This window comes from Xanthomonas translucens pv. undulosa, assembly GCF_017301775.1.
In the GTDB taxonomy this organism is placed as follows: Bacteria; Pseudomonadota; Gammaproteobacteria; order Xanthomonadales; family Xanthomonadaceae; genus Xanthomonas_A; species Xanthomonas_A translucens.
The window spans coordinates 1,443,401-1,469,307 of the sequence record NZ_CP063993.1 but is presented as its reverse complement, the minus strand read 5'-3'; the positions used below and the strand labels follow the sequence as shown (position 1 = coordinate 1,469,307).

General features: G+C 68.6%; 23 protein-coding genes and 2 pseudogenes. 18 read left to right on the top strand and 7 right to left on the bottom strand.

The window, feature by feature from the left end:
* Positions 1–40: 40 nt before the first annotated feature.
* Together ISN38_RS06130 and ISN38_RS20170 are read right to left on the bottom strand one after the other, a co-directional pair.
* A complete protein-coding gene (locus ISN38_RS06130; RefSeq protein WP_003470585.1) occupies positions 41–271 on the bottom strand; it encodes an SGNH/GDSL hydrolase family protein in 231 nt (76 codons plus the stop codon).
* A gap of 250 nt (positions 272–521) precedes the next feature.
* Positions 522–1,099 (bottom strand): annotated as a pseudogene (locus ISN38_RS20170) (MFS transporter); the annotation flags it as partial.
* Positions 1,100–1,122: 23 nt separating this feature from the next.
* Between ISN38_RS20170 and ISN38_RS06120 the strand changes: the two are divergent.
* The 4 genes from ISN38_RS06120 to ISN38_RS06105 all read left to right on the top strand — a co-directional run bounded on the left by ISN38_RS06120 (position 1,123) and on the right by ISN38_RS06105 (position 4,874).
* On the top strand, positions 1,123–1,806 hold the full coding sequence (locus tag ISN38_RS06120) for a substrate binding domain-containing protein (RefSeq protein WP_399507176.1): 684 nt from the start codon (positions 1,123–1,125) through the stop codon (positions 1,804–1,806).
* 291 nt (positions 1,807–2,097) lie between these two features.
* Positions 2,098–3,192, top strand: a complete 1,095-nt coding sequence (locus ISN38_RS06115) for an OmpA family protein (protein ID WP_003470580.1) — start codon at positions 2,098–2,100, stop codon at positions 3,190–3,192.
* Positions 3,193–3,484: 292 nt separating this feature from the next.
* Positions 3,485–3,991 carry a hypothetical protein gene (locus ISN38_RS06110; RefSeq protein ID WP_058358949.1) on the top strand — a complete coding sequence of 169 codons (507 nt, stop codon included), beginning with the start codon at positions 3,485–3,487 and terminating at the stop codon, positions 3,989–3,991.
* A 91-nt stretch (positions 3,992–4,082) separates the two neighbouring features.
* Positions 4,083–4,874, top strand: a complete 792-nt coding sequence (locus ISN38_RS06105) for a pseudouridine synthase (protein WP_003470576.1) — start codon at positions 4,083–4,085, stop codon at positions 4,872–4,874.
* A 208-nt stretch (positions 4,875–5,082) separates the two neighbouring features.
* Here the strand turns inward: ISN38_RS06105 and kbl are convergent, their stop codons facing one another.
* Positions 5,083–6,282: a glycine C-acetyltransferase gene (gene kbl, locus ISN38_RS06100; RefSeq protein WP_058358948.1), complete on the bottom strand. Its 1,200-nt coding sequence runs from the start codon at positions 6,280–6,282 to the stop codon at positions 5,083–5,085.
* 197 nt (positions 6,283–6,479) lie between these two features.
* Here kbl and ISN38_RS06095 point away from each other — a divergent pair, with 197 nt between their 5' ends.
* The 5 genes from ISN38_RS06095 to ISN38_RS06075 all read left to right on the top strand — a co-directional run bounded on the left by ISN38_RS06095 (position 6,480) and on the right by ISN38_RS06075 (position 11,418).
* Positions 6,480–7,502 carry a sulfate ABC transporter substrate-binding protein gene (locus tag ISN38_RS06095; RefSeq protein ID WP_047324587.1) on the top strand — a complete coding sequence of 341 codons (1,023 nt, stop codon included), beginning with the start codon at positions 6,480–6,482 and terminating at the stop codon, positions 7,500–7,502.
* A gap of 4 nt (positions 7,503–7,506) precedes the next feature.
* Positions 7,507–8,367: a sulfate ABC transporter permease subunit CysT gene (gene cysT, locus ISN38_RS06090; protein WP_038238777.1), complete on the top strand. Its 861-nt coding sequence runs from the start codon at positions 7,507–7,509 to the stop codon at positions 8,365–8,367.
* Position 8,368: 1 nt separating this feature from the next.
* On the top strand, positions 8,369–9,331 hold the full coding sequence (gene cysW, locus ISN38_RS06085; RefSeq protein WP_206712106.1) for a sulfate ABC transporter permease subunit CysW: 963 nt from the start codon (positions 8,369–8,371) through the stop codon (positions 9,329–9,331).
* Positions 9,332–9,338: 7 nt separating this feature from the next.
* Positions 9,339–10,385 (top strand): sulfate/molybdate ABC transporter ATP-binding protein, encoded by a 1,047-nt coding sequence (locus ISN38_RS06080; RefSeq protein ID WP_047324589.1) that lies wholly within the window; start codon positions 9,339–9,341, stop codon positions 10,383–10,385.
* A 325-nt stretch (positions 10,386–10,710) separates the two neighbouring features.
* Positions 10,711–11,418: a TorF family putative porin gene (locus ISN38_RS06075; RefSeq protein WP_003470566.1), complete on the top strand. Its 708-nt coding sequence runs from the start codon at positions 10,711–10,713 to the stop codon at positions 11,416–11,418.
* A gap of 128 nt (positions 11,419–11,546) precedes the next feature.
* Here ISN38_RS06075 and tdh read toward each other — a convergent pair whose 3' ends face one another.
* Positions 11,547–12,578: an L-threonine 3-dehydrogenase gene (tdh, locus tag ISN38_RS06070; protein WP_038238771.1), complete on the bottom strand. Its 1,032-nt coding sequence runs from the start codon at positions 12,576–12,578 to the stop codon at positions 11,547–11,549.
* A 162-nt stretch (positions 12,579–12,740) separates the two neighbouring features.
* Here tdh and ISN38_RS06065 point away from each other — a divergent pair, with 162 nt between their 5' ends.
* The 9 genes and pseudogenes from ISN38_RS06065 (at position 12,741) to ISN38_RS06025 (ending at position 22,765) form a co-directional block, all read left to right on the top strand.
* Positions 12,741–14,894: a S46 family peptidase gene (locus ISN38_RS06065; protein ID WP_003470562.1), complete on the top strand. Its 2,154-nt coding sequence runs from the start codon at positions 12,741–12,743 to the stop codon at positions 14,892–14,894.
* Positions 14,895–15,073: 179 nt separating this feature from the next.
* Positions 15,074–15,718, top strand: coding sequence for a histidine phosphatase family protein (locus tag ISN38_RS06060; protein ID WP_003470559.1), 645 nt, complete (start codon positions 15,074–15,076; stop codon positions 15,716–15,718).
* A gap of 383 nt (positions 15,719–16,101) precedes the next feature.
* Positions 16,102–17,361 (top strand): bifunctional tetrahydrofolate synthase/dihydrofolate synthase, encoded by a 1,260-nt coding sequence (gene folC, locus ISN38_RS06055; RefSeq protein ID WP_206712105.1) that lies wholly within the window; start codon positions 16,102–16,104, stop codon positions 17,359–17,361.
* A gap of 69 nt (positions 17,362–17,430) precedes the next feature.
* Positions 17,431–18,489, top strand: coding sequence for an SPOR domain-containing protein (locus ISN38_RS06050; RefSeq protein WP_058362080.1), 1,059 nt, complete (start codon positions 17,431–17,433; stop codon positions 18,487–18,489).
* 97 nt (positions 18,490–18,586) lie between these two features.
* Positions 18,587–19,354 carry a CvpA family protein gene (locus ISN38_RS06045; protein WP_003470551.1) on the top strand — a complete coding sequence of 256 codons (768 nt, stop codon included), beginning with the start codon at positions 18,587–18,589 and terminating at the stop codon, positions 19,352–19,354.
* A gap of 28 nt (positions 19,355–19,382) precedes the next feature.
* Complete coding sequence (gene purF, locus ISN38_RS06040) at positions 19,383–20,849, top strand: amidophosphoribosyltransferase (RefSeq protein ID WP_003470549.1); 1,467 nt, start codon at positions 19,383–19,385, stop codon at positions 20,847–20,849.
* Positions 20,850–20,866: 17 nt separating this feature from the next.
* Positions 20,867–21,694 carry a ferritin-like domain-containing protein gene (locus tag ISN38_RS06035; protein ID WP_003470548.1) on the top strand — a complete coding sequence of 276 codons (828 nt, stop codon included), beginning with the start codon at positions 20,867–20,869 and terminating at the stop codon, positions 21,692–21,694.
* An 83-nt stretch (positions 21,695–21,777) separates the two neighbouring features.
* A pseudogene (locus ISN38_RS20165) lies at positions 21,778–22,010 on the top strand (peptidyl-Asp metalloendopeptidase); the annotation flags it as partial.
* A 263-nt stretch (positions 22,011–22,273) separates the two neighbouring features.
* Positions 22,274–22,765 carry a hypothetical protein gene (locus ISN38_RS06025; RefSeq protein WP_058358945.1) on the top strand — a complete coding sequence of 164 codons (492 nt, stop codon included), beginning with the start codon at positions 22,274–22,276 and terminating at the stop codon, positions 22,763–22,765.
* Positions 22,766–22,804: 39 nt separating this feature from the next.
* On the opposite strand, the gene lpxH is transcribed toward ISN38_RS06025, so the two are convergent.
* The 3 genes from lpxH to ISN38_RS06010 all read right to left on the bottom strand — a co-directional run bounded on the left by lpxH (position 22,805) and on the right by ISN38_RS06010 (position 25,598).
* Entirely contained in the window at positions 22,805–23,542 is a 738-nt protein-coding gene (gene lpxH, locus ISN38_RS06020) for a UDP-2,3-diacylglucosamine diphosphatase (protein WP_058358944.1), read from the bottom strand.
* Between the two features lie 396 nt (positions 23,543–23,938).
* The gene (locus ISN38_RS06015; RefSeq protein WP_038237635.1) at positions 23,939–24,484 is read right to left on the bottom strand and encodes a phosphatase PAP2 family protein; all 546 of its coding nucleotides are present in this window, start codon (positions 24,482–24,484) and stop codon (positions 23,939–23,941) included.
* Complete coding sequence (locus tag ISN38_RS06010) at positions 24,468–25,598, bottom strand: glycosyltransferase family 4 protein (RefSeq protein WP_003468509.1); 1,131 nt, start codon at positions 25,596–25,598, stop codon at positions 24,468–24,470. Before ISN38_RS06010 ends, ISN38_RS06015 begins: the two co-directional genes overlap by 17 nt.
* Positions 25,599–25,907 lie beyond the last annotated feature (309 nt).

The window sequence follows — 25,907 nt, the reverse complement described above, 5'->3', positions numbered from 1 at the left end:
GGTGGAGATTCCTTTGCGGGGGAACGGAAGGGGGCTGCGATCAGCGTGGCGCAGCAACGACGGGATGCGCATCGGTGGCGTGGTTGAGCACGCGCGCGGCGGCCTCGGCCATGGCGGCATAGCCGGCGTCGCCGGGGTGCAGGTGATCGCCGGAATCGAACGCGGGCAGCATGCGGGTAGGGTGCGCGGGGTCGCGGAGCAGGGCGTCGAAATCGATGATCGCATCGAAACCGTTGCCATCGCGTATCCACGCATTGACCTGCTGGCGCACGTGCTCCTTGTCTACGCGGGTAGTAACCGCGGATCGTCGTGTCCGGCAATGCGCCCTCGAACGGGGTCAGTGTGGCGCCGATCACGCGCAGGCCGCGCGCCTGCGCACGCTGCAGCAGTTGCTGATACCCGGCGATCAGCTCCTGTGCGGAGACCGGCGCATCGTCCGGCGCGAACGGCGTGGCGTACCCACTGATGTCGTTGATGCCGATCAGCAGCACCAAGGACTGCGCCAGGCTGCCGCCATGGCCGATCACCAGCCTGCCGAGCCAGGCGCCCAGCGCATTGGCCCAGGTTGAACGCGCCGATGTTCAGGCTCGACGCCAGATGCCGTCCGGCGTCGCCTGCCTTGCCCAGCACCCACAGTTGCAGCGGCGCCACCGTGGCGAACGCGGCCACCCCGAGCAGCCCGACCCCCAGCACCATCGCCGGTGCCGGATGTAGGTGTAGACGGTGAACACATCGGCATAGCCGAGCACGGTCGTGGCCAGGCCAAGCAAGACCGGCGCGCGGCTGAACGCATGCAATTCGGCGCGCAGCGACGGCGCGGGCGTCGCGTCGTCGCTGGCCGGGACCAGCGCGGCGATCACCACGGTGGCCAGCAGGCCGATCGCGGCCACCGCCCAGAACGTCGCGCGCCAGCCGAACTGCAGGCCCAGCCAGGCGCCGGCCGGCACTCCAGCAGGGTGGCGACGGTGAGCCCGGTGAACATGGTCGCGATCGCCGAGGCCTTGCGTTGCAGCGCCATCAGGCCGGTGGCGACCACCGCGCCGACGCCGAAGAAGGTGCCGTGCGCCAGCGAGGTGAGTACCCGCGCCGCCATCAGCGCAACTGGCTGCCCAGGGCCGTGCGTTGGTCGAGGACCTGGAGTCGCAGGCCGGCGGCCTGCGCGAAGCCGGCCGCAGCGCCGCCGGCACCTTGCGGGTGACCCTGTCGGCCTCGTTCGGGCGCCAGCACGTGTCGGCGCTGCTGCCGCAGTTCATGGCCCTGTATCCGCAGATGCGGCTGAGCGTGCACCTGAGCGACAACGTGGTGGATCTGGTCAGCGAAGGCTTCGATCTGGCGATCCGCATCGGCGCGCTGCGCGATTCCAGCCTGGTGGCGCGGCGCCTGGCCGGCAACCGCCGGGTGCTGTGCGCCGCGCCCGACTACCTGCGCCGCCACGGCGAACCGGCCACCCCAGCGGACCTGGCCGCGCACGCCTGCTTGCTGCTGACCGGCGCCGAAGGCCGCCAGGACATATGGCGCCTGCTCGGCGCCGAGGGCGAGGTGGCGGTCAAGGTCGGCGGTCCGCTGGAGTCCAACTTCAGCGAAGTGCTGCGCGATGCGGCGCTGAACGGCCAGGGCATTGCCCTGTATTCGGTTTGGCATGTGGCCGAGCACCTGCGCCGTGGGCAGCTGCGCCAGGTCCTGCCGCAGTACACGCTCGCCGAGACCGGCATCCACGCGGTGATGCCGCAGCGCCGGCTGGTGCCGCCGCGGGTACGCGCCTTCGTCGAGTTCATGCAGGTTCAGCTGGTGGAGCCGCCGCCGTAGGAGCGGCTGGAGTGAGGCGGCCGCGCAGAACCGAGACACTGTCTACAAGCGCTGACGGGGGCCGCAAACGCCGCATTGCATCATTTCATGAAGCTGTATACGGTGTATCCACGACCACCTAAGGGCTGGTCGTGGGTTTCACATGTTACGTGCCCGTTAACGCCGTCTTCACCTTGCCGAGCATAATGTGCGCGGCGATGGCGTGCGGAACGGCCGTCTGGATGTGACGAGACATCTGTACTGAACCATGCCCTATCGGTTTTTATATCCCCGAAACAAGGAGCTGTATTAATGAACAAGAAAATTCTCACCGCCGCGTTGCTGGGCGGTCTGGCCGTCGCCCAGGCAGCGTCCGCACAGGAATTCGACGACCGCTGGTACCTGACCGGTTCGGCCGGTTTCAATTTCCAGGACAACGACCGTCTGACCAACGACGCCCCGTTCGTCACCCTGGGTCTGGGCAAGTTCGTCAGCCCGAACTGGTCGATCGACGGTGAACTGAACTATCAGAACCCGAACTTCGACGCCAACCAGGACCTGAACTGGAGCCAGTACGGCATCTCGTTCGACCTGCGTCGCCACTTCATCCAGGAAGGCCGTGGCTGGAACCCGTACCTGCTGTTCGGTCTGGGCTATCAGCGTTCGGAAGAAGAGTTCGACACCGGCGGCGCCGTGTCCCCGGGTCAGCGCAAGGACGGCAACTTTGCCGCCAAGGCCGGCGTCGGTCTGCAGACCACCTTCGACAAGCGCGTTGCCGTGCGTGCCGAAGTGGCCTACCGCGCTGACTTCGACGACAAGAGCGTTGCCGCTCCGTCCGAGAACTGGTTCGGCGACGTGCTGGCTTCGGTCGGCGTCGTGATCCCGCTCGGCCCGCCGCCGGCTGCCCCGGTTGCCGCTCCGGCTCCGACCGCTGCTCCGAGCTGTGCGGATCTGGACGACGACGGCGACGGCGTCAACAACTGCGACGACAAGTGCCCGACCTCCCAGCCTGGCCAGACCATCGGTCCGGACGGTTGCCCGGTGCCGGTGTCGATCGACCTGAAGGGCGTCAACTTCGACTTCAACAAGTCGACTTTGCGTCCTGACGCGATCGCGATCCTGAGCGAAGCCACCGAGATCCTGAAGCGTTACCCCGACCTGAAGGTCGAGGTTGCCGGTCACACCGACTCGAAGGGTACCGACGCTTACAACCAGAAGCTGTCCGAGCGTCGTGCGACCACCGTGTATGACTACCTGACCAAGAACGGCGTGGACGCTTCGCGTCTGGTCGGTCCGATCGGTTACGGCGAGAGCCGCCCGATTGCGCCGAACACCAACCCGGATGGTTCGGACAACCCGGAAGGCCGTGCGAAGAACCGTCGTACCGAGCTGAACGTCCAGAACTGATCGGACGCTTCATGCTTCAAGCAAAGCCCGGCCTCGCGCCGGGCTTTGTTTTTGTGCGTGTGGAAAACATTGCGCGCTTCTGTAGGAGCGGCTTCAGCCGCGACAGGTCCTCTCCGGAAAGGCCAATGTCGCGGCTGAAGCCGCTCCTACAGGGGGCGGCAAAAAGCTCTTTGCCAAGCTGAACTTTTTCAGCCTTCCCAATTATTTAGCGCATGCAGTGCCGGTATTGGTTGAAACTGCGCCTGGCCCTGCCTACACTCGCGGCGTCGTCTCGCCTGAATGGAAAAAACCGATGCTGCGTATCGTTATGGCCGGCTTGCTTGGTCTTGCCTTGATTCCTGCCGCCCATGCCGCACCGGATTGTTCCGGCGATGTGCTGCCCAAGTCGCTGCCGCTGCCGGCCACGGTCGGCGCGCCGATCGCTTCGGAGCTGTCTACGCGCAACCTGCAACTGGGCATGCCCAGCGGCGTGCTGGCGCAGTCCTACAGCAGCGACCAGTCGCTGGACCGGGTGCTGGTGCGGCTGCGCGCCGAGGGTTGCCAGAGCCTGGCCAACGCGATGCCGGGCGGTGCTGCGGTAAAGCCGAACGATCCGGCCGCCTACAAGCCGACCACCGCATTCGACAACACCCCGTGGCGCTTCGACATGAGCCAGAACGGCAAGCGCATGACCGCCGAAGAGTTCGACGCGTGGATGAAGGCGCGCGGCGTGCGTGTGGTCAAGGCGCGTCCGCTGCCTGCCGCAGTGCCTGCCGCGGCAACGGCGCCCGACGCGGCCGCGCCGGTCGACACGCAGTAAACGCTGCGCGCGGTCGCAACAGCGCCTGCGTAGCGAAGCGCGAGCGGTGAAACCTCCTTCGCGTTCCTGCCGCCGCGCATCGCGCACCTCGGTGCCAGCGGCCAATGCTGGGCGATCGCCGCGCGCCACGGCGTCCGGCGAAGCCCGCCACGGCCTGGCGCGTACCCTGTCCAAGCTCGGCCTGTGTTCGCGCACCGAGGCCACGCGCTGGATCGCCGCCGGCCGCGTCGCGGTCGATGGCCGCACCGTCACCGATCCCGAATTCCCGATTCTGCGCGGCCGCCACCGGCTGGCGCTCGATGGCGTGGCGCTGGCAGCGATGCAGCGCCTGTACCTGATGCTCAACAAGCCGCGCGGCCTGGTTACCACCGCGCAGGACGAGCGTGGCCGCGACACCGTCTACCGTTGTTTCGACGGCGCCGGCTTGCCCTGGCTGGCCCCGGTCGGGCGCCTGGACAAGGCCAGCGAAGGCTTGCTGCTGTTCTGCAACGACCCGCAATGGGCAGCGCGGATCGCCGACCCGGCCAGCGGCCCTGACAAGACCTATCACGTGCAGGTCGATGCGCTGCCCGACGCGGCGCTGCTGGCGCGTATGTGCGCTGGCGTGATCGCCGACGGCGAGCCGCTGCGCGCCAAGCAAGCGCGGCTGCTGCGCCAGGGCGACAAGCACGCCTGGCTGGAAGTGGTACTGGACGAGGGCCGCAACCGGCAGATCCGGCGCCTGCTGGCCGAACTCGATCTGGGCGTGCTGCGCCTGGTGCGGGTGGCGATCGGCGGCCTGGCGCTGGGCGAACTGGGCAAGGGCGCGTGGCGTGAGTTGAGTTTGGCGGAAGTGGAGGGATTAGTTGGTCGGGACTCGGGACCGGGGACTCGGGACTCGTAAAGGCGCTGGCTCGGCCCTGTACGCGTGGCGCACTGTTCATGCTGATCCCGCACGAGAATTCAAAAAACACTTGACACGGAAGCGGCGCCAAAGACCCTGCCCTGGAGTCCCGAGTCCCGAGTCCCGAGTCCCGAGTCCCGAGTCCCGAGTCCCGAGTCCCGAGTCCCGAGTCCCGAGTCCCGAGTCCCGAGTCCCGAGTCCCGAATTCTTACCCAATCACTCCCAACTCGCGCCCGATCCGCACGAACGCGTCGATCGCCCGGTCCAGCTGTTCGCGGGTATGCGCGGCGCTGATCTGGGTGCGGATCCGCGCTTGCCCATTGGGTACCACCGGGAAGAAGAAGCCGATCGCGTAGATGCCTTCCTGCAGCAGCCGCTCGGCGAAGCGCTGCGCCAGCGGCGCGTCGTACAGCATCACCGGGCAGATCGGGTGGGTGCCGGGCTTGATGTCGAAGCCGGCCGCGCCCATGCGCTCGCGGAAGTGGCGGGTGTTCTCGACCAGTTGCGCGCGCAGCTCGTCGGCCGCGTCCAGCATCGCGAAGGCCTTGATCCCGGCGGCGACCACATGTGGCGGCAGCGAGTTGGAGAACAGGTAGGGGCGTGAGCGCTGGCGCAACAGTTCGATCACCTCGCGCCGGCCGGTGGTGAAGCCGCCCAGCGCGCCGCCCATGGCCTTGCCCAGGGTGCCGGTGAAGATGTCGATCCGGTCCATCACGCCCTTGACCTCGGCCGAGCCGCGCCCGCTGGCGCCGAGGAAGCCGGTGGCGTGGCACTCGTCGATATGCACCAGCGCGTTGTACCTGCGCGCCAGCGCGGTGATCTGGTCGAGCGGGGCGATGAAGCCGTCCATCGAGAACACGCCGTCGCTGGTGATCAGCTTGGTCTTGCAGCCGGCCGCGTCGGCGGCCTGCAGCTGCGCTTCCAGGTCGGCCATATCGCAGTTGGCGTAGCGGAACCGCTTGGCCTTGCACAGGCGCACGCCGTCGATGATCGAGGCATGGTTGAGCGCGTCGGAGATGACCGCATCGGCTTCGCCGAGCAGTGGCTCGAACAGGCCGCCGTTGGCGTCGAAGCAGGCGGCGTAAAGGATGGTGTCCTCGGTGCCGAAGAACTCGCCGATGCGCGCTTCCAGCTGCTTGTGCAGGTCCTGGGTGCCGCAGATGAAGCGTACCGAGGCCATGCCGAAGCCATGGGTGTCCAGCGCGTCCTTGGCCGCGGCGATCAGCGCCGGGTGGTCGGCCAGGCCCAGGTAGTTGTTGGCGCAGAAGTTGAGCACGCGGCGGCCGTCGGCCAGCACGATCTCCGCCGCCTGCGGGCCGACGATGATGCGCTCGGACTTGAACAGGCCCTGCGCGCGGATCGCATCCAGTGCGTCGGCGTAGTGCTGGGTGAGGCGGGAATCGGTCATGACGGGCACGCGCAGGCGAAAGAAGCAAAGATTTTAACGCGGCATGTGCGAAGGTCAGCGGGCGTCATGCACAAATGGCATCAGTATCGGCGGCGAAGTCATTTCACCGCACGAATGCGGCTGCGCAGCATGGCGCACTGGCCGTGGTCGCATGGCCGGACCGCCCGTGCCTCGACCCATCTTCCGGAGATCCGTCCATGCCCTGCCTCCTGCCGCGCCGATTCAGCCCGCTGCTCGCGCTCGTACTGTGCGCGTTCGCCGGCGGCGCTGCCGCGCGCGACGTGCAGCTGCTCAATGTGTCCTACGATCCCACGCGCGAGCTGTACCGTGACTACAACGCCGCCTTCGTCAAGCACTGGGAGCAGACCCACAGCGGCGACAAGGTCAGCGTGGAGACCTCGCACGGCGGTTCCGGCAAGCAGGCGCGCTCGGTCATCGACGGGGTCGAGGCCGACGTGGTGACGCTGGCGCTGGCCTACGACGTCGACGCGATCGCTGACAAGGGCAAGCTGATCGATCCGGGCTGGGCCAAGCGCCTGCCCGACAACAGCGCGCCGTACACCTCCACCATCGTGTTCCTGGTGCGCAAGGGCAACCCGAAACAGATCAAGGACTGGCCGGACCTGCTGCGTACCGGCGTGTCGGTGATCACCCCGAACCCGAAGACCTCCGGCGGCGCACGCTGGAACTACCTGGCTGCCTGGGCCTACGCCGACCATATTTTTAAGGGCGACCGCGAGCGCATCCTCGGCTACATGCGCGCGCTGTTCCGCAACGTGCCGGTGCTGGACACCGGCGCGCGCGGCGCCACCACCACCTTCGTCCAGCGCGGCATCGGCGACGTACTGCTGGCCTGGGAGAACGAGGCGTTCCTGGCGCAGGAGGAACTGGGCAAGGACAAGTTCGAGATCGTGGTGCCGAAGCTGTCGATCCTGGCCGAGCCGTCGGTGGCGGTGGTCGACAGGAACGTGGACAAGCACGGCACCCGCGACGTCGCCGAGGACTACCTGAAGTACCTGTATTCGCCGGAAGGGCAGAAGATCGCGGCCAGGCACTACTACCGCCCGCGCCATCCCGAATACGCCGACCGCGCCGACATCGCGCGCCTGCCGAAGGTGCAGCTGGTCACCATCGACCAGGCGTTCGGCTCCTGGGCCAAGGCCCAGGCCGAGCACTTCAACGACGGCGGCCTGTTCGACCAGATCCAGGCGAGCAAGTGACGCGATGGGAGTGAATGCCGCCGCGGCCCCGCGCGCTCCGTCGCGGCGCAGAGTGATCCCCGGACTCGGTCTGAGCCTGGGCATCACCCTGACCTGGCTGGGGCTGGTGGTGCTGATCCCGCTGCTGGGCGTGGTGCTCAAGACCAGCGGCCTGGGCTGGCATGGCGTGTGGCAGGTGTGGAGCGAACCGCGGGTGCTGTCGGCGCTGCGGGTCAGCTTCGGCACCGCCTTCGTCGCCGCTGCGTTCAACGCGGTGATGGGCACCTGGGTGGCCTGGGTGTTCGTGCGTTACCGCTTCCCCGGCAAGCGCCTGTTCGACGCGATGATCGACCTGCCGTTCGCGCTGCCGACCGCGGTGGCCGGCATCGCGTTGACCGCGCTGTACGGCGGCAACGGCTGGGTCGGCCGCTGGCTGGAACCGCTGGGGCTGAAGATCGCCTACACCCAGCTCGGCATCGTGGTGGCGCTGGTGTTCGTCGGGCTGCCGTTCGTGGTGCGGATCGTGCAGCCGGTGCTGGCCGAGGCCGAACGCGACGTGGAAGAGGCCGCCGCCACGCTCGGCGCCGGCCGCTGGCAGACCATCCGCCGCGTGGTGCTGCCGGCGCTGTGGCCGGCGGTGCTGACCGGATTCGCGCTGGCTTTCGCGCGCGGCATCGGCGAATACGGCTCGGTGATCTTCATCGCCGGCAACCTGCCCAACGCGACCGAGATCGCACCGCTGCTGATCACCATCCGCCTGGAGGAATTCGACTATGCCGGCGCCACCGCGATCGCCGCGGCGATGCTGCTGCTGTCCTTGCTGATGCTGCTGGTGGTCAATGGCGTGCAGGCGCGCTTCGCGCGCCGCGGCCTGGCGGCGCATTGAGATGAACGATACCGTGTCCAGCTTGCCCCTCTCGTTTTCGGAGACTGCGTTGAGCGCATCGCCGCCCGCTGCCTGCCGCCGCGCCGCCTCGGTCACCACCGAGCCGTGGTGGGTGCAGGTGTTGCTGATCCTCGGCGCGCTGGGCTTCCTGCTGTCGTTCCTGTTCCTGCCGCTGCTGCTGGTGTTCGTCGAAGCGCTGCGCGGCGGCGTCGGCGTGTTCTGGCGCGCCGTCTGCGATCCGGATGCGCTGGCGGCGATCCGCCTGACCCTGCTGGTGACCGCGATCGTGGTGCCGTTGAACCTGTTGTTCGGCGTGGCCGCGGCGTGGGCGGTGAGCAAGCACCGCTTTCCCGGCAAGCGCCTGCTGGTGAGCCTGATCGACCTGCCATTCTCGGTGTCGCCGGTGGTCGCCGGCCTGGTCTTCATCCTGATCTTCGGTCGCAGCGGCTGGGCCTGGCCGCTGATCGACGAAGGCTGGCGGCTGCACCTACCGGTGTTCGGCGAGGTGCTGCTGCAACTGCCGCGGATCGTGTTCGCGCTGCCCGGCATCGTGCTGGCGACGACCTTCGTCACCTTCCCGTTCATCGCCCGCGAGCTGATGCCGCTGATGGAGCAGCAGGGCAGCGACGAGGAACTGGCGGCGCTGAGCCTGGGCGCCAACGGCTGGCAGATGTTCTGGCGGGTGACCATGCCCAACATCCGCTGGGGCCTGTTGTACGGCGTGCTGCTGTGCAGTGCGCGGGCGATGGGCGAGTTCGGCGCGGTGTCGGTGGTGTCCGGGCATATCCGCGGGCGCACTAATACGCTGCCGCTGCACGTGGAGATCCTCTACAACGAGTACGCCTACAGCGCCGCGTTCGCCTGCGCCAGCCTGCTGGCGCTGACCGCGCTGCTGACCCTGGCGCTGAAGTCCTATCTGGAATGGCGCCACGGCGAATCGCTGGCCGCCAATCACCGACACTGAGGTTGCGATGACCATCCGCGTACAGCACCTGGGCAAGCGTTTCGACGCGTTCGTCGCGCTCGACGACGTCAGCCTGGACATCCGCCAGGGCGAATTGCTGGCGCTGCTGGGGCCGTCCGGCTCGGGCAAGACCACCTTGCTGCGGGTGATCGCCGGGCTGGAGCATGCCGATGCCGGGCGCGTGCTCATCGACGGCGAGGACGCGACCGGGCTGCCGGTACAGTCGCGCCGGGTCGGCTTCGTGTTCCAGCACTACGCGCTGTTCCGGCACATGACCGTGCGCGACAACATCGCCTTCGGCCTGCGCGTGCGCCGCGGCGCCGAGCGCCTGGCCGAGTCGGCGATCCGTGCGCGGGTGACCGAACTGCTCGCGCTGGTGCAACTGGACGGGCTGGAGGCGCGCTACCCGACCCAGCTGTCCGGCGGCCAGCGCCAGCGCGTCGCCCTGGCGCGCGCGCTGGCGATCGAGCCGCGCGTGCTGCTGCTGGACGAACCGTTCGGCGCGCTCGACGCGCAGGTGCGGCGCGACCTGCGGCGCTGGCTGCGCGAGCTGCACGACCGCACCGGACTGACCACCGTGTTCGTCACCCACGACCAGGAAGAGGCGCTGGAACTGGCCGACCGCGTGGCGATCCTCAACCGCGGGCGCATCGAGCAGCTCGGCAGTCCGGCCGACGTCTACGACCGCCCGGTGTCGCCGTTCGTGTACGGCTTCGTCGGCGCGGTCAACCGGCTGCCGGCGCACCTGCACGACGGCCAGTTGCAGGTCGCCGGCCTGGCGCTGCGGGCGCCGGACACATCGCTGTCCAGCGGCCCGGTCGATCTGTACGTGCGCCCGGAAGACCTGGCGCCCAGCGACAGCGGCTGGGCGGCGACGGTGCTGTCCTCGCAGCGCAGCGGTTCGCGCCTGCGCCTGCGCGCGCAACTGGCGCATGGCCAGGACGAAGTGGAAGTGGAGTTGCCGGCGGGCGAGGGCGCCACCCGTTACGCGCCGGGCCAGGTGCTGCAGCTGAGCGCACGACGCTTCGGCCTGTTCGCGCAGCAGCGCAGCTAGCGGATTCGAATCGGCGCGCCGGCTCGGCGTAGGAGCGACTTCAGTCGCGACGGGCTTTATCGGTAACGCCGGTCGCGGCTGAAGCCTCTCCTACACGTTCCTGTCCGCAAGCAAATAAAAGCCCGCCGGGCTCTGGGCGCAGGCTTGGCCGCTGGCGCATGGCGTAGACAAACATTGACCCGAAGCCCGCAGCGGCAAGGCCTGCGCTGACTTGGTTTGTCTTGAAAGTGTTGCACTGCAAGAAAAAACCGGTTAAAAAAGTGTGAAGCCAGCATTGCAGTGCGCGCTGGAACCACCCCCTCGTCAACCCGTAGGAGAATGACCGGTGAACAAGATCAAGCTTGGTGTCGCCCTGGCCGTGGCGCTGGCCGCCGCCCCACTGAGTGCGTTGGCCCAGGACGAGGCCGCTGCCTCGCCGATTACCGGCTCCTATGGCGTGGTCAGCGACTACGTGTTCCGTGGCGTGTCGCAGACCAACGAACGCCCCGCGTTCCAGGCCGGCGTCACTTACACCTCGCCGTTCGGCCTGTACGTCGGCACCTGGGGCTCCAACGTCGATGTCGGCGCCGGCGACCCGGATTGGGAAGTGGACGGCTTCATCGGCTACAACGTCGATTTCTCCGAGAACTGGAACTTCGACGTGATGGTCAACCGCTACGGCTATCCCGGCGCCGGCGGTTCCAACTACAACGAACTGATCACCAAGACCAAGTTCCTCAAGACCTACGCGCTGACCGTCGCCTACACCGACGACGTCTACGGCCTGGACGAGGACAGCTTCTACTACGCGCTGGACGGAAACTGGGCGCTGCCGAACGAGTTCAGCATCGGCGCGCACGTCGGCCGCACCACCTATGCCAGCGCGTTGACTCAGTACCGGGACTACACCGACTACAACGTCAGCGTCGGCAAGATGGTCGGTCCGCTGGCGCTGAGCGTGGGCTACTACGACACCGACGAGAAGGGCAACCAGAACTTCAGCAAGAAGTTGGCCGACCACCGCTTCGTGGTCTCGGGCACGATCGCGTTCTGATACGCGCAATACCGTCGCGAACGAAGAAGGGCGCCTTGTTTGGCGCCCTTCTTTTTGTACGCTCGCCAGGGCCGATGCTGCAGGCCCTGGCGGCGCAGCGTGCGGCAGCAGCGCCGCCGCGCCGGACCTCACCAGCTCAACACCACCTTGCCGGCCTTGCCTTCTTCCATCAGGTCGAAGCCCTTCTGGAACTCGTCGATGGTCAGCTGGTGGGTCAGCACCTTGCCGAGCGGGAAGCCGGACAGCACCAGCTGGGTCATCTTGTACCAGGTCTCGTACATCTTGCGGCCGTAGATGCCCTGCACGGTCAGACCCTTGAAGATGATCTTGTCCCAGTCGCAGCCGGCGCCGCGCGGCATGATGCCGAGCATGGCGATCTTGCCGCCGTGGTACATGCAGTCGAGCATGTCGTTGAACGCGCGCGGGTTGCCGCTCATCTCCAGGCCCACGTCGAAGCCTTCCATGTGCAGGTCGGCCATCACCTCTTTCAGCGAGGTGTTGGCGACGTTGACCACGCGCGTGGCGCCCATGTCGGCGGCGAGCTTGAGGCGAAAGTCGTTGACGTCGGTGACCACCACGTTGCGCGCGCCGATGTGCTTGCAGATGCCGGCGGCGATGATGCCGATCGGGCCGGCGCCGGTGATCAGCACGTCCTCGCCGATCACGTCGAACTCCAGCGCGCAGTGCGCGGCGTTGCCGTACGGATCGAAGAACGCGGCCAGCTCGGACGGGATCTGGTCCGGGATCGGCCACAGGTTGGAGGCCGGCATCACCATGTATTCGGCGAAGGCGCCGTTGACGTTGACGCCGATGCCGACCGTGTTCGGGCACAGGTGCGGGCGCCCGCCGCGGCAGTTGCGGCAATGTCCGCAGACGATGTGGCCTTCGGCCGAGACGCGCTGGCCGACCTGGTAGCCGCTGACTGCCGAGCCGAGTTCGGCGATGCGGCCGACGAACTCGTGGCCGATGGTCAGGCCGGGCTTGATCGTGCGCTGGCTCCACTCGTCCCACAGATAGATGTGCAGGTCGGTGCCGCAGATCGCGGTCTTCTCGAGCTTGATCAGCACCTCGTTGGGGCCAGGCGCCGGCACCGGCACCTGCTCCAGCCAGATGCCCTTGGCTGCGTCGCGCTTGACCAGCGCCTTCATCGTTTGCGCCATGGCGGTGCGAGACTCGGGGTTGAGAGGGCGCGAAGTATAAGCCGCTCGTTGATGCGGCCATGTTGCGGCGCGTTCGGGGTGCCGTTGGTCATGGTCGCGGCATCGGTTGCATTCGTTACACTCTAACGTCTATTTCATGCCTGTCGCGAAGGAATCCATTCGATGCGCTCGACTCTGCTGGCTGTCGCCGTCGCCACCACCCTGACCTGTGTCCCGGCCGCCCATGCCGGCGAAGGCATGTGGGTCCCGCAGCAATTGCCGGATATCGCCGGCCCGCTGCAGCAGGCCGGGTTGAAGCTGTCACCGCAGCAACTGGCCGACCTGACCGGCGATCCGATGGGCGCGGTGGTGTCGCTGGGCGGCTGCACCGCCAGCTTCGTCTCCCCGCAAGGCCTGGTGGTGACCAACCATCACTGCGCCTACGGCGCGATCCAGCTCAATTCCACGCCGCAGAAGAACCTGATCCGCGACGGTTTCAGCGCGGCCAGCAACGGCGCCGAACTCAGCGCCGGGCCGAACGCGCGCATCTACGTGCTCGACCGTATCGGCGATGTCACCGAACAGGCCAAGACCGCGATGGACGCCGCCGGCAACGACGCGCTCAAGCGTACCCAGGCGCTGGAGGCCTTCGACAAGGCCCAGGTCGCGGCCTGCGAAGCCGAGGCCGGCTACCGTTGCGAGCTGTACAGCTTCGCCGGCGGCAATACCTACCGGCTGTTCCGCACCCTGGAGATCCGCGACGTGCGTCTGGCCTACGCGCCGCCGTCGGGGATCGGCAAGTTCGGCGGCGATGTCGACAACTGGATGTGGCCGCGCCATACCGGCGATTTCTCGTTCTACCGCGCCTATGTCGGCAAGGACGGCAAGCCGGCGGCCTACGCCAAGGACAACGTGCCGTACCAGCCCAGGCATTTCCTCAAGTTCGCCGACCAGCCGCTGGGCGCCGGCGACTTCGTGATGGTGGCCGGCTATCCGGGCCGCACCAACCGCTATGCGCTGGCCTCGGAATTCGACGCCACCGCCGGCTGGGCCTATCCCACTGCCGCGCGCCAGTACCGCGACCTGATCGCGCTGGTGGAGCAGGCCGGCAAGCAGGACCCGGACATCCAGGTGAAGTACGCCGCGACGATGGCCAGCTGGAACAACGTCGCCAAGAACTACGAAGGGCAGTTGGAAGGCTTCAAGCGCATCGACGCGGCCGCGCAGAAGCAGGCCGAGGAACGCGCGGTGCTGGCCTGGCTCAAGCGCCAGGGCCGCGATGGCCGCGCCGCGCTGCAGGCGCATGCGCAGCTGCTGGCGCTGGACGAGCAGGCCAAGGCCACCCGCGACCGCGACCTGATTCTGCGCCAGATGCGCCGCACCGGCGTGCTCGGCAGCGCGTTGTCGCTGTACCGCGTGTCGATCGAGCGGGCCAAGCCCGACGCCGAGCGCGAGCCCGGCTACCAGGAGCGCGACCTGCCGGAGATCGAGGGCGCGCAGAAGCAGATGGAGCGCCGTTACGTCGCCGCCATGGACAGCCAATTGCAGCGCTACTGGTTCGACCAGTATCTGAAGCTGCCGAAGGCGCAGCGGCTGCCGGCGCTGGACCAGTGGCTGGCCGGCGCCGATGCGCAGGCCGCCGCCGCGCGGCTGGCCGGCACCAAGCTGGGCAGCACCGACGAACGCCTGCAGTGGTTGCATGCCGATCGCGCCGCGTTCGAGTCCAGCGACGACCCGGCGCTGCGCTATGCGGTGGCGCTGATGCCGGCGCTGCTGCAGATCGAACGCGAGGAAAAGCGCCGCCAAGGCGAGGAACTGCTGGCGCGTCCGCGTTACCTGCAGGCCTTGGCCGACTACAAGAAGAGCCAGGGCGAGTCGGTCTATCCGGACGCCAACTCCTCGTTGCGCATCACCTTCGGCAACGTCAAGGGCTATACCCCCAAGGACGGTGTGGCCTACACCCCGTTCACCACGCTGCAAGGCGTGCTGGCCAAGGACACCGGTGCCGACCCGTTCGATTCGCCCAAGGCGCTGCTCGACGCGGCCAGGGCCAAGCGCTACGGCGGGCTGGAGGACAAGCGACTGGGCTCGGTGCCGGTCGATTTCCTGTCCGACCTGGACATCACCGGCGGCAACTCCGGCTCGCCGGTGCTCGATGCGCAGGGCAAGCTGGTCGGGCTGGCGTTCGATGGCAACTGGGAGTCGGTGAGTTCCAACTGGGTGTTCGACCCGGCCATGACCCGGATGATCGCGGTCGATACGCGCTACCTGCACTGGATCATGCAGGAAGTGGCGCCGGCGCCGCGGCTGCTGAAGGAGCTGAACCTGGCGCGGTAACCGCGCCTGGCATGGTGGCGGCCTGCGCCGCCACCGCGCGACCTGCCCGTCGCTAAACGCGGAGTGAGGCGGCGGCGGAGCGGGATGCGGTTCGGGGGTTTTCGGCGACGGAGCAGGTATCATGCCGCTCCGTTTTCGCTCGCGAGACGGAAACCTCTCCCCCAACGGAATTCCAGCGCATGCGCATCCTGCTCGCTCGTCACGGCGAAACCCCGTGGAACGCCGAAGGCCGCTACCAGGGCCAGATCGACATCGCCTTGTCGCCGGTCGGCGAAGCGCAGGCGCAGGCACTCGGTGCACGCCTGCGCGAAGTGCCGCTGACCCGCGCGGTGGCCTCGCCGCTGTCGCGCGCGCAGAGCACCGCCCGCTACGCGCTGGGTGCGGAGCGCGAGGCGATGCTGCTGACCGATCCCGACTTGCAGGAGATCGCCCATGGCGAATGGGAAGGGCTGCTCGCCAGCGAGATCAACGACAAGGATCCGGCGCGGTTGCGCGCCTGGCGCGAGGAGCCGGACACGGTGCTGATGCCGGGTGGCGAATCGCTGCGCCAGGTGCTGGATCGTTCCTGGCGCGGCCTGACCCGCGCCGCCGAGGGTCTGGGCGAGTACGACACCTTACTGGTGGTGGCGCACGATGCGGTCAACCGGGTGATCCTGTGCCGGGTGCTGGGCCTGCCGATCGCCAAGCTGTGGAGCTTCCGCCAGGCGCCGACCACGCTGAACCTGTTGGAAGGCCCGGACGTGGAGCATCTGGAAGTGGTGCGGCTGAACGACTGCGCGCACCACACCCCGTTCTTCGGCGAGGCCAAGCACCGGGCGCTGTAGGCAACGGCAAAATCCGCACATCTGGATTGCAGTTCCGAGTCCTAGCCTAGTGCACGGTTTGCTTTTGCTTCTTTAGCTTTTGCTTTGCTTTTTGGGTCCCGTGAGACGCGGCACGTGGTCTGGGCGAATACCCCGAAGGGGCGGCGCGCACGATGCGCGCCGTTTTTCGTAGGTACATGGATGTGCCTTCGAAAAATGCCCAGGTGCCACGTGCGGACCCGGAGCGCGAAGCGCGGAGGGCGCGTCGCCCGTGTGTGCTTTCTTTTGGTTACTTTTCTTTGCACAAGCAAAGAAAAGTGACTCGCGCCTAGCGCGAAAGCTGTTGCTTCTACGAGGCGAGCGGATGATCCAATGCGCCTCATCGAAAGGCTGAAAATAGGCAGATGAAAACCCTCCCCGAATGGCTCGCCTACATCGAGCAGCAGCACCCGCAGGACATCGCGATGGGCCTGGAGCGCGTGCGCGCGGTGGCCGCGCGCATGCGCCTGGCGCGGCCGGCGAAGAAGGTCATCACCATCGGCGGCACCAACGGCAAGGGCTCGACCGTGGCCTTCGTCGAGGCGATCGCGCGCGCCGGCGGCTGGGCGGTGGGCAGCTACACCTCGCCGCACCTGCTGCGCTACAACGAGCGCGTCCGCGTCGGCGGCGAAGAGGCCAGCGACGCGCAACTGGTGGCTGGCTTCGCCGCGGTGGAGGCCGTGCGCGGCGACACCCCGCTGACTTATTTTGAATACGGCACGCTGGCCGCGCTGTGGCTGTTGCAGCAGGCCGAGCTGGACCTGGCGGTGCTGGAAGTGGGCCTTGGCGGACGCCTGGATGCGGTCAACCTGGTCGATGTCGACGTGGCGGTGATCACCACCGTCGATATCGACCATACCGACTGGCTGGGCAGCGACCGCGAAGCGATCGGTGCGGAGAAGGCCGGTATCGCGCGGCCATGGAAGCCGCTGGTGCTGGGCGAGATCGATCCGCCGTCGAGCGTGCTGCGCCACGCCTATGCGATCGGCGCCAACGCGATCCGCGCCGGCAGCGACTTCTTCCATGAGCCGATCGACGCCGAACGGTGGCGCTGGCGCGACGTCGGCACCGAACTGGAGCTGCCGTCGCCGCAGCTGCGTGCGCCGGTGCAGCGCGTCAACGCCGCCACCGCCATCGCCGCCTTGCGCGCGCTGCGCAAGGCCTTGCCGCGCACCGCCTATGCCGAGGGCATCGCCGCCGCGCAGCTGCGCGGACGGCTGCAGCCTTTCGCGCGCAACGGGGTGGAGGTGCTGGTCGATGTCGGCCACAACCCGCAGGCCGCACGCGAACTGGCCGCGGCGCTGCAGGCGCAGCCCTGCAGCGGCGCCACCCGCGCGGTGTTCGCTGCCCTGGACGACAAGGACGCGGCAGGTGTGGTGCAGGCGCTGGCCGGGCAGGTCGCTGCCTGGCATCTGGCCGGGCTGTCCGGCGCACGCGGCCAGAGCGGCGCGCAGTTGCAGGCGCGCCTGGCCGGCACCGACGCCGCCGCCGCCGCGCTCGCCGACAGCGTGGCGCAGGCGTTGCAGCAGGCCCTGGCGCAGGCGCGGCCGGGCGACCGGGTGCTGGTATTCGGCTCGTTCCACACCGCGGCCGACGCCTTGCACTGGCTGCATTCAGCCGGCTGACCCCGACGGCAGCCGGCCCGACCTTATAATCGCTGCGGCACTCCGCCATGCCGCCCCCTCAAGCTTTCCGTGGATACCGTCCTGAAACAGCGACTGATTGGCGCCCTTGTCCTGGTGGCGCTCGCCGTGATCTTCCTGCCGATGCTGGTCAAGGGCCCTGCGCCCGACAGCGGCGTCGCCAATGTTCCGCTGAAGGCCCCGGACGCCCCGGCCGACGGCCAGTTCCAGACCCGCGAATTGCCGCTGGTGACGCCGGGTGACGCGCCCAGCGGCGGTGCCGTGGGCATGGCCAGCGCGCCGGCCCCGCCGCCGGCGCCGGTGCAGGACAATCCCGATGCCGCCGACCTGGCCACCCCGGCCGCGGCCGGCAGCGCCGCGCAGCCGTTGCCGGCGACCGTGGCCGCTGGCAATTACGCGGTCAATTTCGGCGCCTATTCCACCCAGGCCGACGCCGATGCGGTGATCGCGCGGCTCAAGCAGGCGCAACTGCCGGGCTTCCGCGAGGCGGCCACGATCGGCGGGCGCCAGGCCTGGCGCGTGCGCATCGGCCCCTACGCCGATCGCGCCCAGGCCGAGTCGGTGCGGCTGCAGGCGGTGAAGGTGCGCAACGACGTCAATGCCCAGGTGGTGACCCTGGACGCGCCGAGCGCGTCCGCGGTGGCGGCCGCCGCGACGCCGGCCGCGAGCGCGGCGCCGGCCAAGACCGAAGCCTTGCCGCCGGAGCCGGCCAAACCAGTGGCCGCGTCCAAGCCGGCTGTGCCCGCCGCGCCCAAGCCGGAACAGCCCAAGCCCGAGCTGGCCAAGCCCGAGCCGGCCAAGCCGGCAGCGACGCCGGTTCCGGTCGCCGCGGCCAAGCCGGCGCCGAGCGTGCCGAGCGTGCCGGCCGCGTCCGGTACCGGCTTCGCGGTGCAGCTGGGCGCGTTCGGCAAGGCCGAGGATGCCAATGCGTTGCGCGACAAGGTCCGCGCCGCGGGGTTCAGCGCCTTCGTCGAACAGGTGCGCACCGACAAGGGTGCCTTGAACCGGGTGCGGGTCGGCCCGGTCGCCAATCGTGCCGAAGCCGAACAACTGCGCGGGCAGGTTGCCTCGAAGGTCGGTATCAGCGGTATGGTACGTCCACACCCTTGAACCGGGCTTCGGCCCTCGGAGTCGCAAGCATGTACCAGGGAAGGGGATTGCGGCGCGCTGCCGCCGCCATGGCGCGGTGCAGCCGCGGGAGGTACGCATGATCGATATGGTGCTGCTGGCGGTGATCCTGGTCTCGGCGTTGCTTGGCGCGCTGCGCGGCTTCGTCGGCATCGTGGTCGGCACGCTGTCGTGGCTGCTGTCCGGCTGGGCTACCTTCCAGTTCGGCGGCGATGCAGGGCGCTGGCTGGCCGACGGCGCGCATCCGAGCATGACCTATTACTTTGGCGGCTACGCGCTGACCTTCGTGGTGACGATGGCGGTGGTCGGCATCACCGGCATGGTGATCCGCAGCGCGGTCCGCGCCACCGCGCTGTCCGGCACCGACCGCGCGCTTGGCTTCGGCCTGGGGACGCTGCGCGGCGGATTCTTCGCCGCGGTGCTGGTGCTGCTGATGAGCTTCACCCCGCTGACCCGCGAGCCTGCCTGGCGCCAGTCGGTGGTGCTGCCGATGCTCAGCCCCGGCGTGCGCTGGATGCGCGCGCAGCTGCCGGACTGGCACATGCCGCAGATCCCGCAACTGAATATGTCGCAGATGAACCTGCAGCAGATGAACATGCCTCAGATGGATTTGGGCAAGTTGCCCGCGGCAGGCGATAATGCCGCCTTGGGCAATGCCCTGTCCGGCAGCGGCCTGCAGGATGTGATGTCCAAGGTCCTGGGCCGTCCGGCGACCCGATCGACCCAGCCTGGCGGCGATCCGACTCAGGTCCTGCCTGCGAACATCGATCCGGCGCAGGCGCGTCCGGCAGCAAACGACCCGGCACGGGTCGAATCCAACGGCCAGGCACGGCCACCTTCCCAATAGCGGCGCAGTCGCCGCGGAGAGCGTTCAAATGTGTGGCATCGTCGGAATCGTCGGCAACCAGAATGTCGCGGCGCAACTGTATGACGGCCTGGCCGTGCTGCAGCACCGCGGCCAGGATGCCGCAGGCATCGCCACCGCCGATGGCACCCGCCTGCGCGTGCAGAAGGCCAACGGCCTGGTCCGCGACGTCTTCGACGAGAAGCGCATGGCGGTGCTGGAAGGCCGGGTCGGCATCGCCCATTGCCGCTATCCTACCGCCGGCTCGGAAGGCATGGACGAGGCGCAGCCGTTCTACGTCAACTCGCCCTACGGCATCGCGCTGGCGCACAACGGCAACCTGATCAACACCGAGGCGCTGCGCCAGCAGGTATTCGAGGCCGACCGGCGCAACATCAACACCGATTCGGATAGCGAAGTGCTGCTGAACGTGTTCGCCTACGAGCTGGACGCGCAGCGCATGCTGACCCCGGAAGCGGCGATCCGCGCGGTGGCTGGCGTGCACCGCCGCTGCAAGGGCGGCTATGCGGTGGTCAGCGTGGTGCTGGGCCTGGGCCTGGTGGCGTTCCGCGACCCGCACGGCATCCGTCCGCTGGTGCTGGGCAAGCGCGAGAGCGTGGAAGGCGACGAGTACATCGTCGCCTCCGAGTCCTCGGCGCTGGACATCCTCGGCTTCACCCGCCTGCGCGACGTGCGCCCCGGCGAAGCGCTGGTGATCACCGGCCGCGGCGAGCTGTTCTCCGAAGTCTGCGCCTCGCCCACCGACCACACCCCGTGCATCTTCGAGTACGTGTACTTCGCGCGCCCGGACTCGATGATCGACAACGTCTCGGTGCACAAGGCGCGCATGCGCATGGGCATGAAACTGGGCGAGAAGATCCTGCGCCTGCGCCCGGACCACGACATCGACACCATCATCCCGATCCCGGACACCTCGCGCGATGCCGCGCTGGAGATGTCTAACGTGCTCGGGGTGAAGTACCGCGAGGGCTTCGTCAAGAACCGCTACGTCGGCCGCACCTTCATCATGCCGGGGCAGGTCGAGCGGGTGAAGTCGGTGCGCCGCAAGCTCAACCCGATCCACCTGGAATTCCGCAACCGGGTGGTGCTGCTGGTCGACGATTCGATCGTGCGCGGCACCACCAGCCGGCAGATCGTGCAGATGGCGCGCGAGGCCGGCGCGCGCAAGGTGTACCTGGCCAGCGCCGCGCCGCCGGTGCGCTACCCGAACATCTACGGCATCGACATGCCCGCCGCCGAGGAATTGATCGCGCATGGCCGCAGCGAGCAGGAGATCCAGGAATTCCTCGGCTGCGACTGGCTGATCTACCAGGACCTGGAAGACCTGGAGACCGCGGTGCGCGAGGGCAACCCGGAGCTGAAGACATTCGATTCCTCGTGCTTCAACGGCGAGTACACCACCGGCATCGAGCCGGGCTACTTCGAGCGCATCATGCAGCTGCGTTCGGAAGAAGCGAAGAAGAAGCGCCGCGCCTGACGCGGCCCTGCGCACGCATGCACGACGCGCCCGCCGGCGGGGACCTGCTGCACGCGGCGCGGCTGTGCCTGGCCGCCAGCGCGCCCGAGGACAAGGTCGCACTGACCCGACGCTACGCCGCCGCGTTCGCCGCCGGCGCGCTGCGCGTGCCGGCGGATGCCGCAGACCCTGAGCCGATCCGCATGCCCGGGCGTCCGCCGCGGCCGCTGCTGGTGCATCCGCGCGAACTGCCGCGGCGCGGCCTGGGCAGCGCCGAAGGCCGCGCCGCCTTCATCCATGCGATCGCCCACATCGAACTGAACGCGATCGATCTGGCCTGGGACGCGGTGTACCGCTTCCGCGGGCTGCCCGACGCGTTCTACGCCGATTGGGTGGCGGTGGCCGCCGACGAAGCGCGCCACTTCGCGCTGCTGCGCGACCGGCTGCGCGCGCTGGGCCACGATTACGGCGATTTCGCCGCGCACAACGGGCTGTGGGAGATGTGCGAGAAGACCGCGCACGACGGCCTGGCGCGCATGGCCCTGGTGCCGCGCGTGCTGGAGGCGCGCGGGCTGGACGTGACCCCGGGCATGATCGTGAAGTTGCGCGCGCTCGGCGACGCCGCCACGGTCGAGATCCTGGAACTGATCCTGCGCGAGGAAGTGGCGCATGTCGCCGCCGGCTCGCGCTGGTACCGCTGGTATTGCGCACGCGCCGGGATCGAGCCGCGCGCGCGGTTCGCCGAGCTGCTGCGCGACTACGCCGGCGGCTACCTGCACGGCCCGTTCAACCTACCGGCGCGGCTGCTGGCCGGCTTCGACGAGGACGAACTGCTCGCCTTGCAGCGCCAGGCCGGCTCAGGCTGAGCGGCGTGCTGGCGCGCGGCGAAGCGGACGGCTGCACCCGCAGGCGGGCGCGGACGGTCCCGAAGGATCGCCGCTTGGCGTGCGCCGCTATCGGGTTCGCCGCGATGTACTGGGATCGCGCCACCGGCGACTACAGCTGCGCCCGCGAGATCTGCCATCTGCAGGGCGCGCGCCACGACATCGCCACCGACTCCGGCACCCCGCCATACGCCTAAGGCCATGGCTATCGCTACGGCACCGCTGGCGCACGCGCCTGGCCTACGACGGCTCCGTCAACTGCCCGCGCCTGAACTCCTGGTGCAACCCGAACATCTCTTAAGGCGGTGTGCCGATGGGCAATGCCCTCAGCGCGGACAACCAGCGCGTGCTGGTCATACGACCGAGGCGGCGGTCGCGCGTTCCGCTGAGGTGGCAGTTTCAGGGGCGCTCCGGTGCAGGCCGCGCCAGGCCTGCGCCGCGGCGCTTCACTTGCCGATCCTGCAGACTGCCGGACGCCGTGGCGTACGGCTTGGGCTATGCTGCGCCAGGACCTGTCCGGCAGCGCCGGGCGTGCACCGCTCATTACTCCTGGAATCGGCGATGGTGTTGAAGAGCATGGGCCTGCCAGCGGCCTTGGCGCTGGCGATGTTGAGCATGGGCTGCGGCCCGGCGGCCGATCCACCGGCTGCACCGGCGCCGACCGCACCCGCGATCGCACCCGCTGCGGGCAATGCGCCGGCGGCCGCGTTCGACGCAACCCGCGCATTGGACATGCTGCAGACGCGGCTGGCGGCCGATCATGTCTATGCCGATGCGCCGTGCCTGCAATACGCGGCCGAGACCGACGCCGACCCCGTGGTCGCTGACGCCGCTGCATCGCCGTCGCCGAGCACCGAATACGCCGCCGCCGCGATCGACGTCGCGGTGCGTGAGAAGCACGGCGACGGCTGTCCGGGCGACCCGCAGACCGCGCCGGTCAGGGACCGCTACCGGGTCGAACGCTCCGGCGCGATCCTGTGGTACGACGTGGCCGAGGGCGATTTCGTCGGCTATGCGCAGCGTGCGCGCGGCAGTGCCGGCGGCATGCTGTAACAGTGGCGGTTCTGCGCGCGCGTTTCTCGCCGCTGCCGATTACAGCTGCTGCAGCCGGCAGCCCTGCGCATCCACGCGCAACACCGACCCCTGTTCGTACCAGTCGCCGAGCACGATGCGGGTGCAGCCGCGGCCGTTCACGTCCAGCGTGTGCACCGCGGGGCGATGGGTATGGCCGTGGATCATCCGCGCCACGCCGTAGCGCGCGAAACTGGCCACGACCTCGGCCGGCGCCACGTCGGTGACGGTTTCGAACTGCGCCGTGTCGTCCTGCTTCATTTCCGCCTGGCGTGCCTGGCTGGCGGCGCGCGCCTGTTGCGCAAAGGCGATGCGCGCGGCCAGCGGCTGCGCCAGGAACTGCTGCTGGAATGCCGGGTCGCGGGTCTGCGCGCGGAACGCCTGGTAGGCGGTGTCGTCGGTGCACAGCAGGTCGCCGTGCAGCAGCAGGGTCGGCTCGGCGTACAGCTCGATCACGCACGGATCCGGCAGCAGGCGCATGCCGGCGCGGCGCGCGTAGTCGGCGCCGAGCAGGAAATCGCGGTTGCCGTGCATGAACCACACCGGCACGCCGCCGTCGCGCAGCGCGCGCAGTTCGAGCGCCACCGCGTCGGCTGTTTGCGACGGCGTGTCGTCGCCGATCCAGGCCTCGAACAGGTCGCCGAGGATGTACAGCGCCTCGGCACTGCGCGCTTGGCCGCGCAGGAAGTGCAGAAACAGCTCGGTGATCACCGGCCGGGCCGGATCCAGGTGCAGGTCGGAGATGAACAGGGTGGTCATGCGGGTATTGTAGAGGCGGGACTCGGGACTCGGGACTCGGGACTCGGGACTCGGGACTCGGGACTCGGGACTCGGGATTTTCCCATGTCTGCAGCAATGCTGCGTTTTCTTTAGGAGGGGCTTCAGCCCCGACGCGTTACCGGTAAGGCGTCGGGGCTGAAGCCCCTCCTACAAAAAAAGCGGCTGCGCCGGAGCTGCAAAAAAAGCCGCTTTTTTTTTAAAAAATCGGCCCTTTTTGCATCAAATCGCTTGACATTGATTTGCCCCGGGACATCGTCCCGCGTCCCGCGTCCCGCGTCCCGCGTCCCGCGTCCCGCGTCCCGCGTCCCGCGTCCCGCGTCCCGCGTCCCGCGTCCCGCGTCCCGCGTCCCGCGTCCCGCGTCCCGCGTCCCGCGCCTAGCCGAGCAAAACCGGCATCGGCAACAGCCACAACGACACCCCGGCCAGCACGGCGCCGATCGCGGTGGCGGCGAGCACGTCGCTGGGATAGTGCAGGCCCAGCACCACCCGCGACAGCGCTACGCAGGCGATGAACGGGATCAGCAGCGGCGCCAGCCACGGGTAGTAGGCCAGCGCGACGATGCCGAACGACACCGCGTGCAAGGTGTGCCCGGACGGGAAACTGAACTCGTCCAGCGGCGCCACCCAGGCGCGGATGCGCAGGTCGGACGCGTATGGGCGCGGGCGCCGGGTCCAGCGCTTGAGGCCCTTGTACAGGCTCAGCGCGACCACGCCGGTGGCGGCCATGTGCGCCGATGCGAACACGCCGTCCATGCCGTCGCAGACCACCAGCAAGGTCATCAGCGCATACCAGAACACGCCGTCGCCGAGCCGGCTGATCAGCGCGAAGAAGCGCCGCATCGAACGCCGCCGGCACCAGTGGTTGGCTTGCCTGCACCAGCGGGTTTCGTGCCCGCGTAGAACCTCAAGCCGCGTTGACATGGGACCTCCTGCTGTACGCCAGTTCGCCGAGAATCGCCTCGAAATCGGCCACGACCTGTTCCGGGCGCAGTTGTCGCATGGACGCGCAGGCGGCATCGCCCAGCTGCCTGCGCAGGGCGGCGTCGCCAGCCAGGCGTACCGCGGCGGCGACGAAGCCGTCGTCGTCGGCTACCGCCGCACCGTTGACGCCGTCGCGCAGGTATTCGCGCGCCGCGCCGTAATCGAAGGCGACCGTGGCCAGGCCGCTGGCCATCGCTTCCAGGGTCACGTTGCCAAAGGTCTCGCTGCGGCTGGGGAACAGGAACAGGTCGCCGCTGGCGAAGTGCCGCGCCAGCGCGTCGCCGCGTTGCACGCCGCAGAAGATGAAGTCTGGGTTTTCCTGCGCCAGGCGCTCGCGCATCGGGCCGTCGCCGACCCAGACGAAGCGCGCCTCCGGCCGCACCCGCTGCAGTTCGCGGAACGCGCGCACCGCCAGCGGCAGGTTCTTTTCCGACGCGATGCGGCCGACGTACAGGGCCGCGCACCCGTCCGCCTCCAGGCCCCACTCGTGGCGCAGCTGCGCATCGCGGCGCTGCGGTTCGAACTGGCGGTTGTCCACCGCGCGCGGCAGCAGGCGCACGCGCTCGAAGCCCTGTCCGGTGAGAAAGCCGAGCAGTTCGCGGGTCGGCACCAGGGTCGCGGCGGCCTGGTTGTGGAAGCGCCGCATCCAGCGTAGCGCGGTCGACTGCAGCCAGGCGGCACCGTACTGCGGCAGGTATTCGTCGAAGCGGGTGTGGAAGCCGGTGGCGATCGGGATGCCCAGGCGCCGCGCGGTGCGCAGCCCGGACCAGCCGAGCGGGCCTTCGGTGGCGATGTAGACCGCGTCCGGCGGCGTGGCCTGCCACAGCCGGGCCAGGCGCCGCGGCGCGGGCAGGCCGAACTTCAGGCCGGGGTAGCGCGGCAGCGCCGCGCCGCGCACCAGGTGCGCATCGTCGTCGTGGTCGCCAACCTGGCGTGGCCGCACCACATCGACCTGATGACCGAGCGCCCGCAATCCAGATTCCAGCCCCTGCACTGTCAGCGCGACACCGTTGACCTCAGGGGGGTACGTTTCGGTGACGATCTCGTAGCGCATGCTTCAGGCTCCGGTTTGCCAAAGCTTGGCGCGAGGCGGTGAAGCGCGCATGTCCGGGGCATGTAGGAATGGTGACGCTGGCCCGGGGCGAATTCCTGGCAGTTCGGGCTTTATGCGGGACTCGGGACTCGGGACTCGGGACTGGGGACTGGGGACTGGGGACTGGGGACTGGGGACTGGGGACTGGGGATTTTCGCAAGTTCGCAGCTTCTGCGCTTTTCTGTAGGAGGGGCTTCAGCCCCGACGCGTTACCGGTAAGGCGTCGGGGCTGAAGCCCCTCCTACAAAAAAAGCGGCTGCGCCGGAGCTG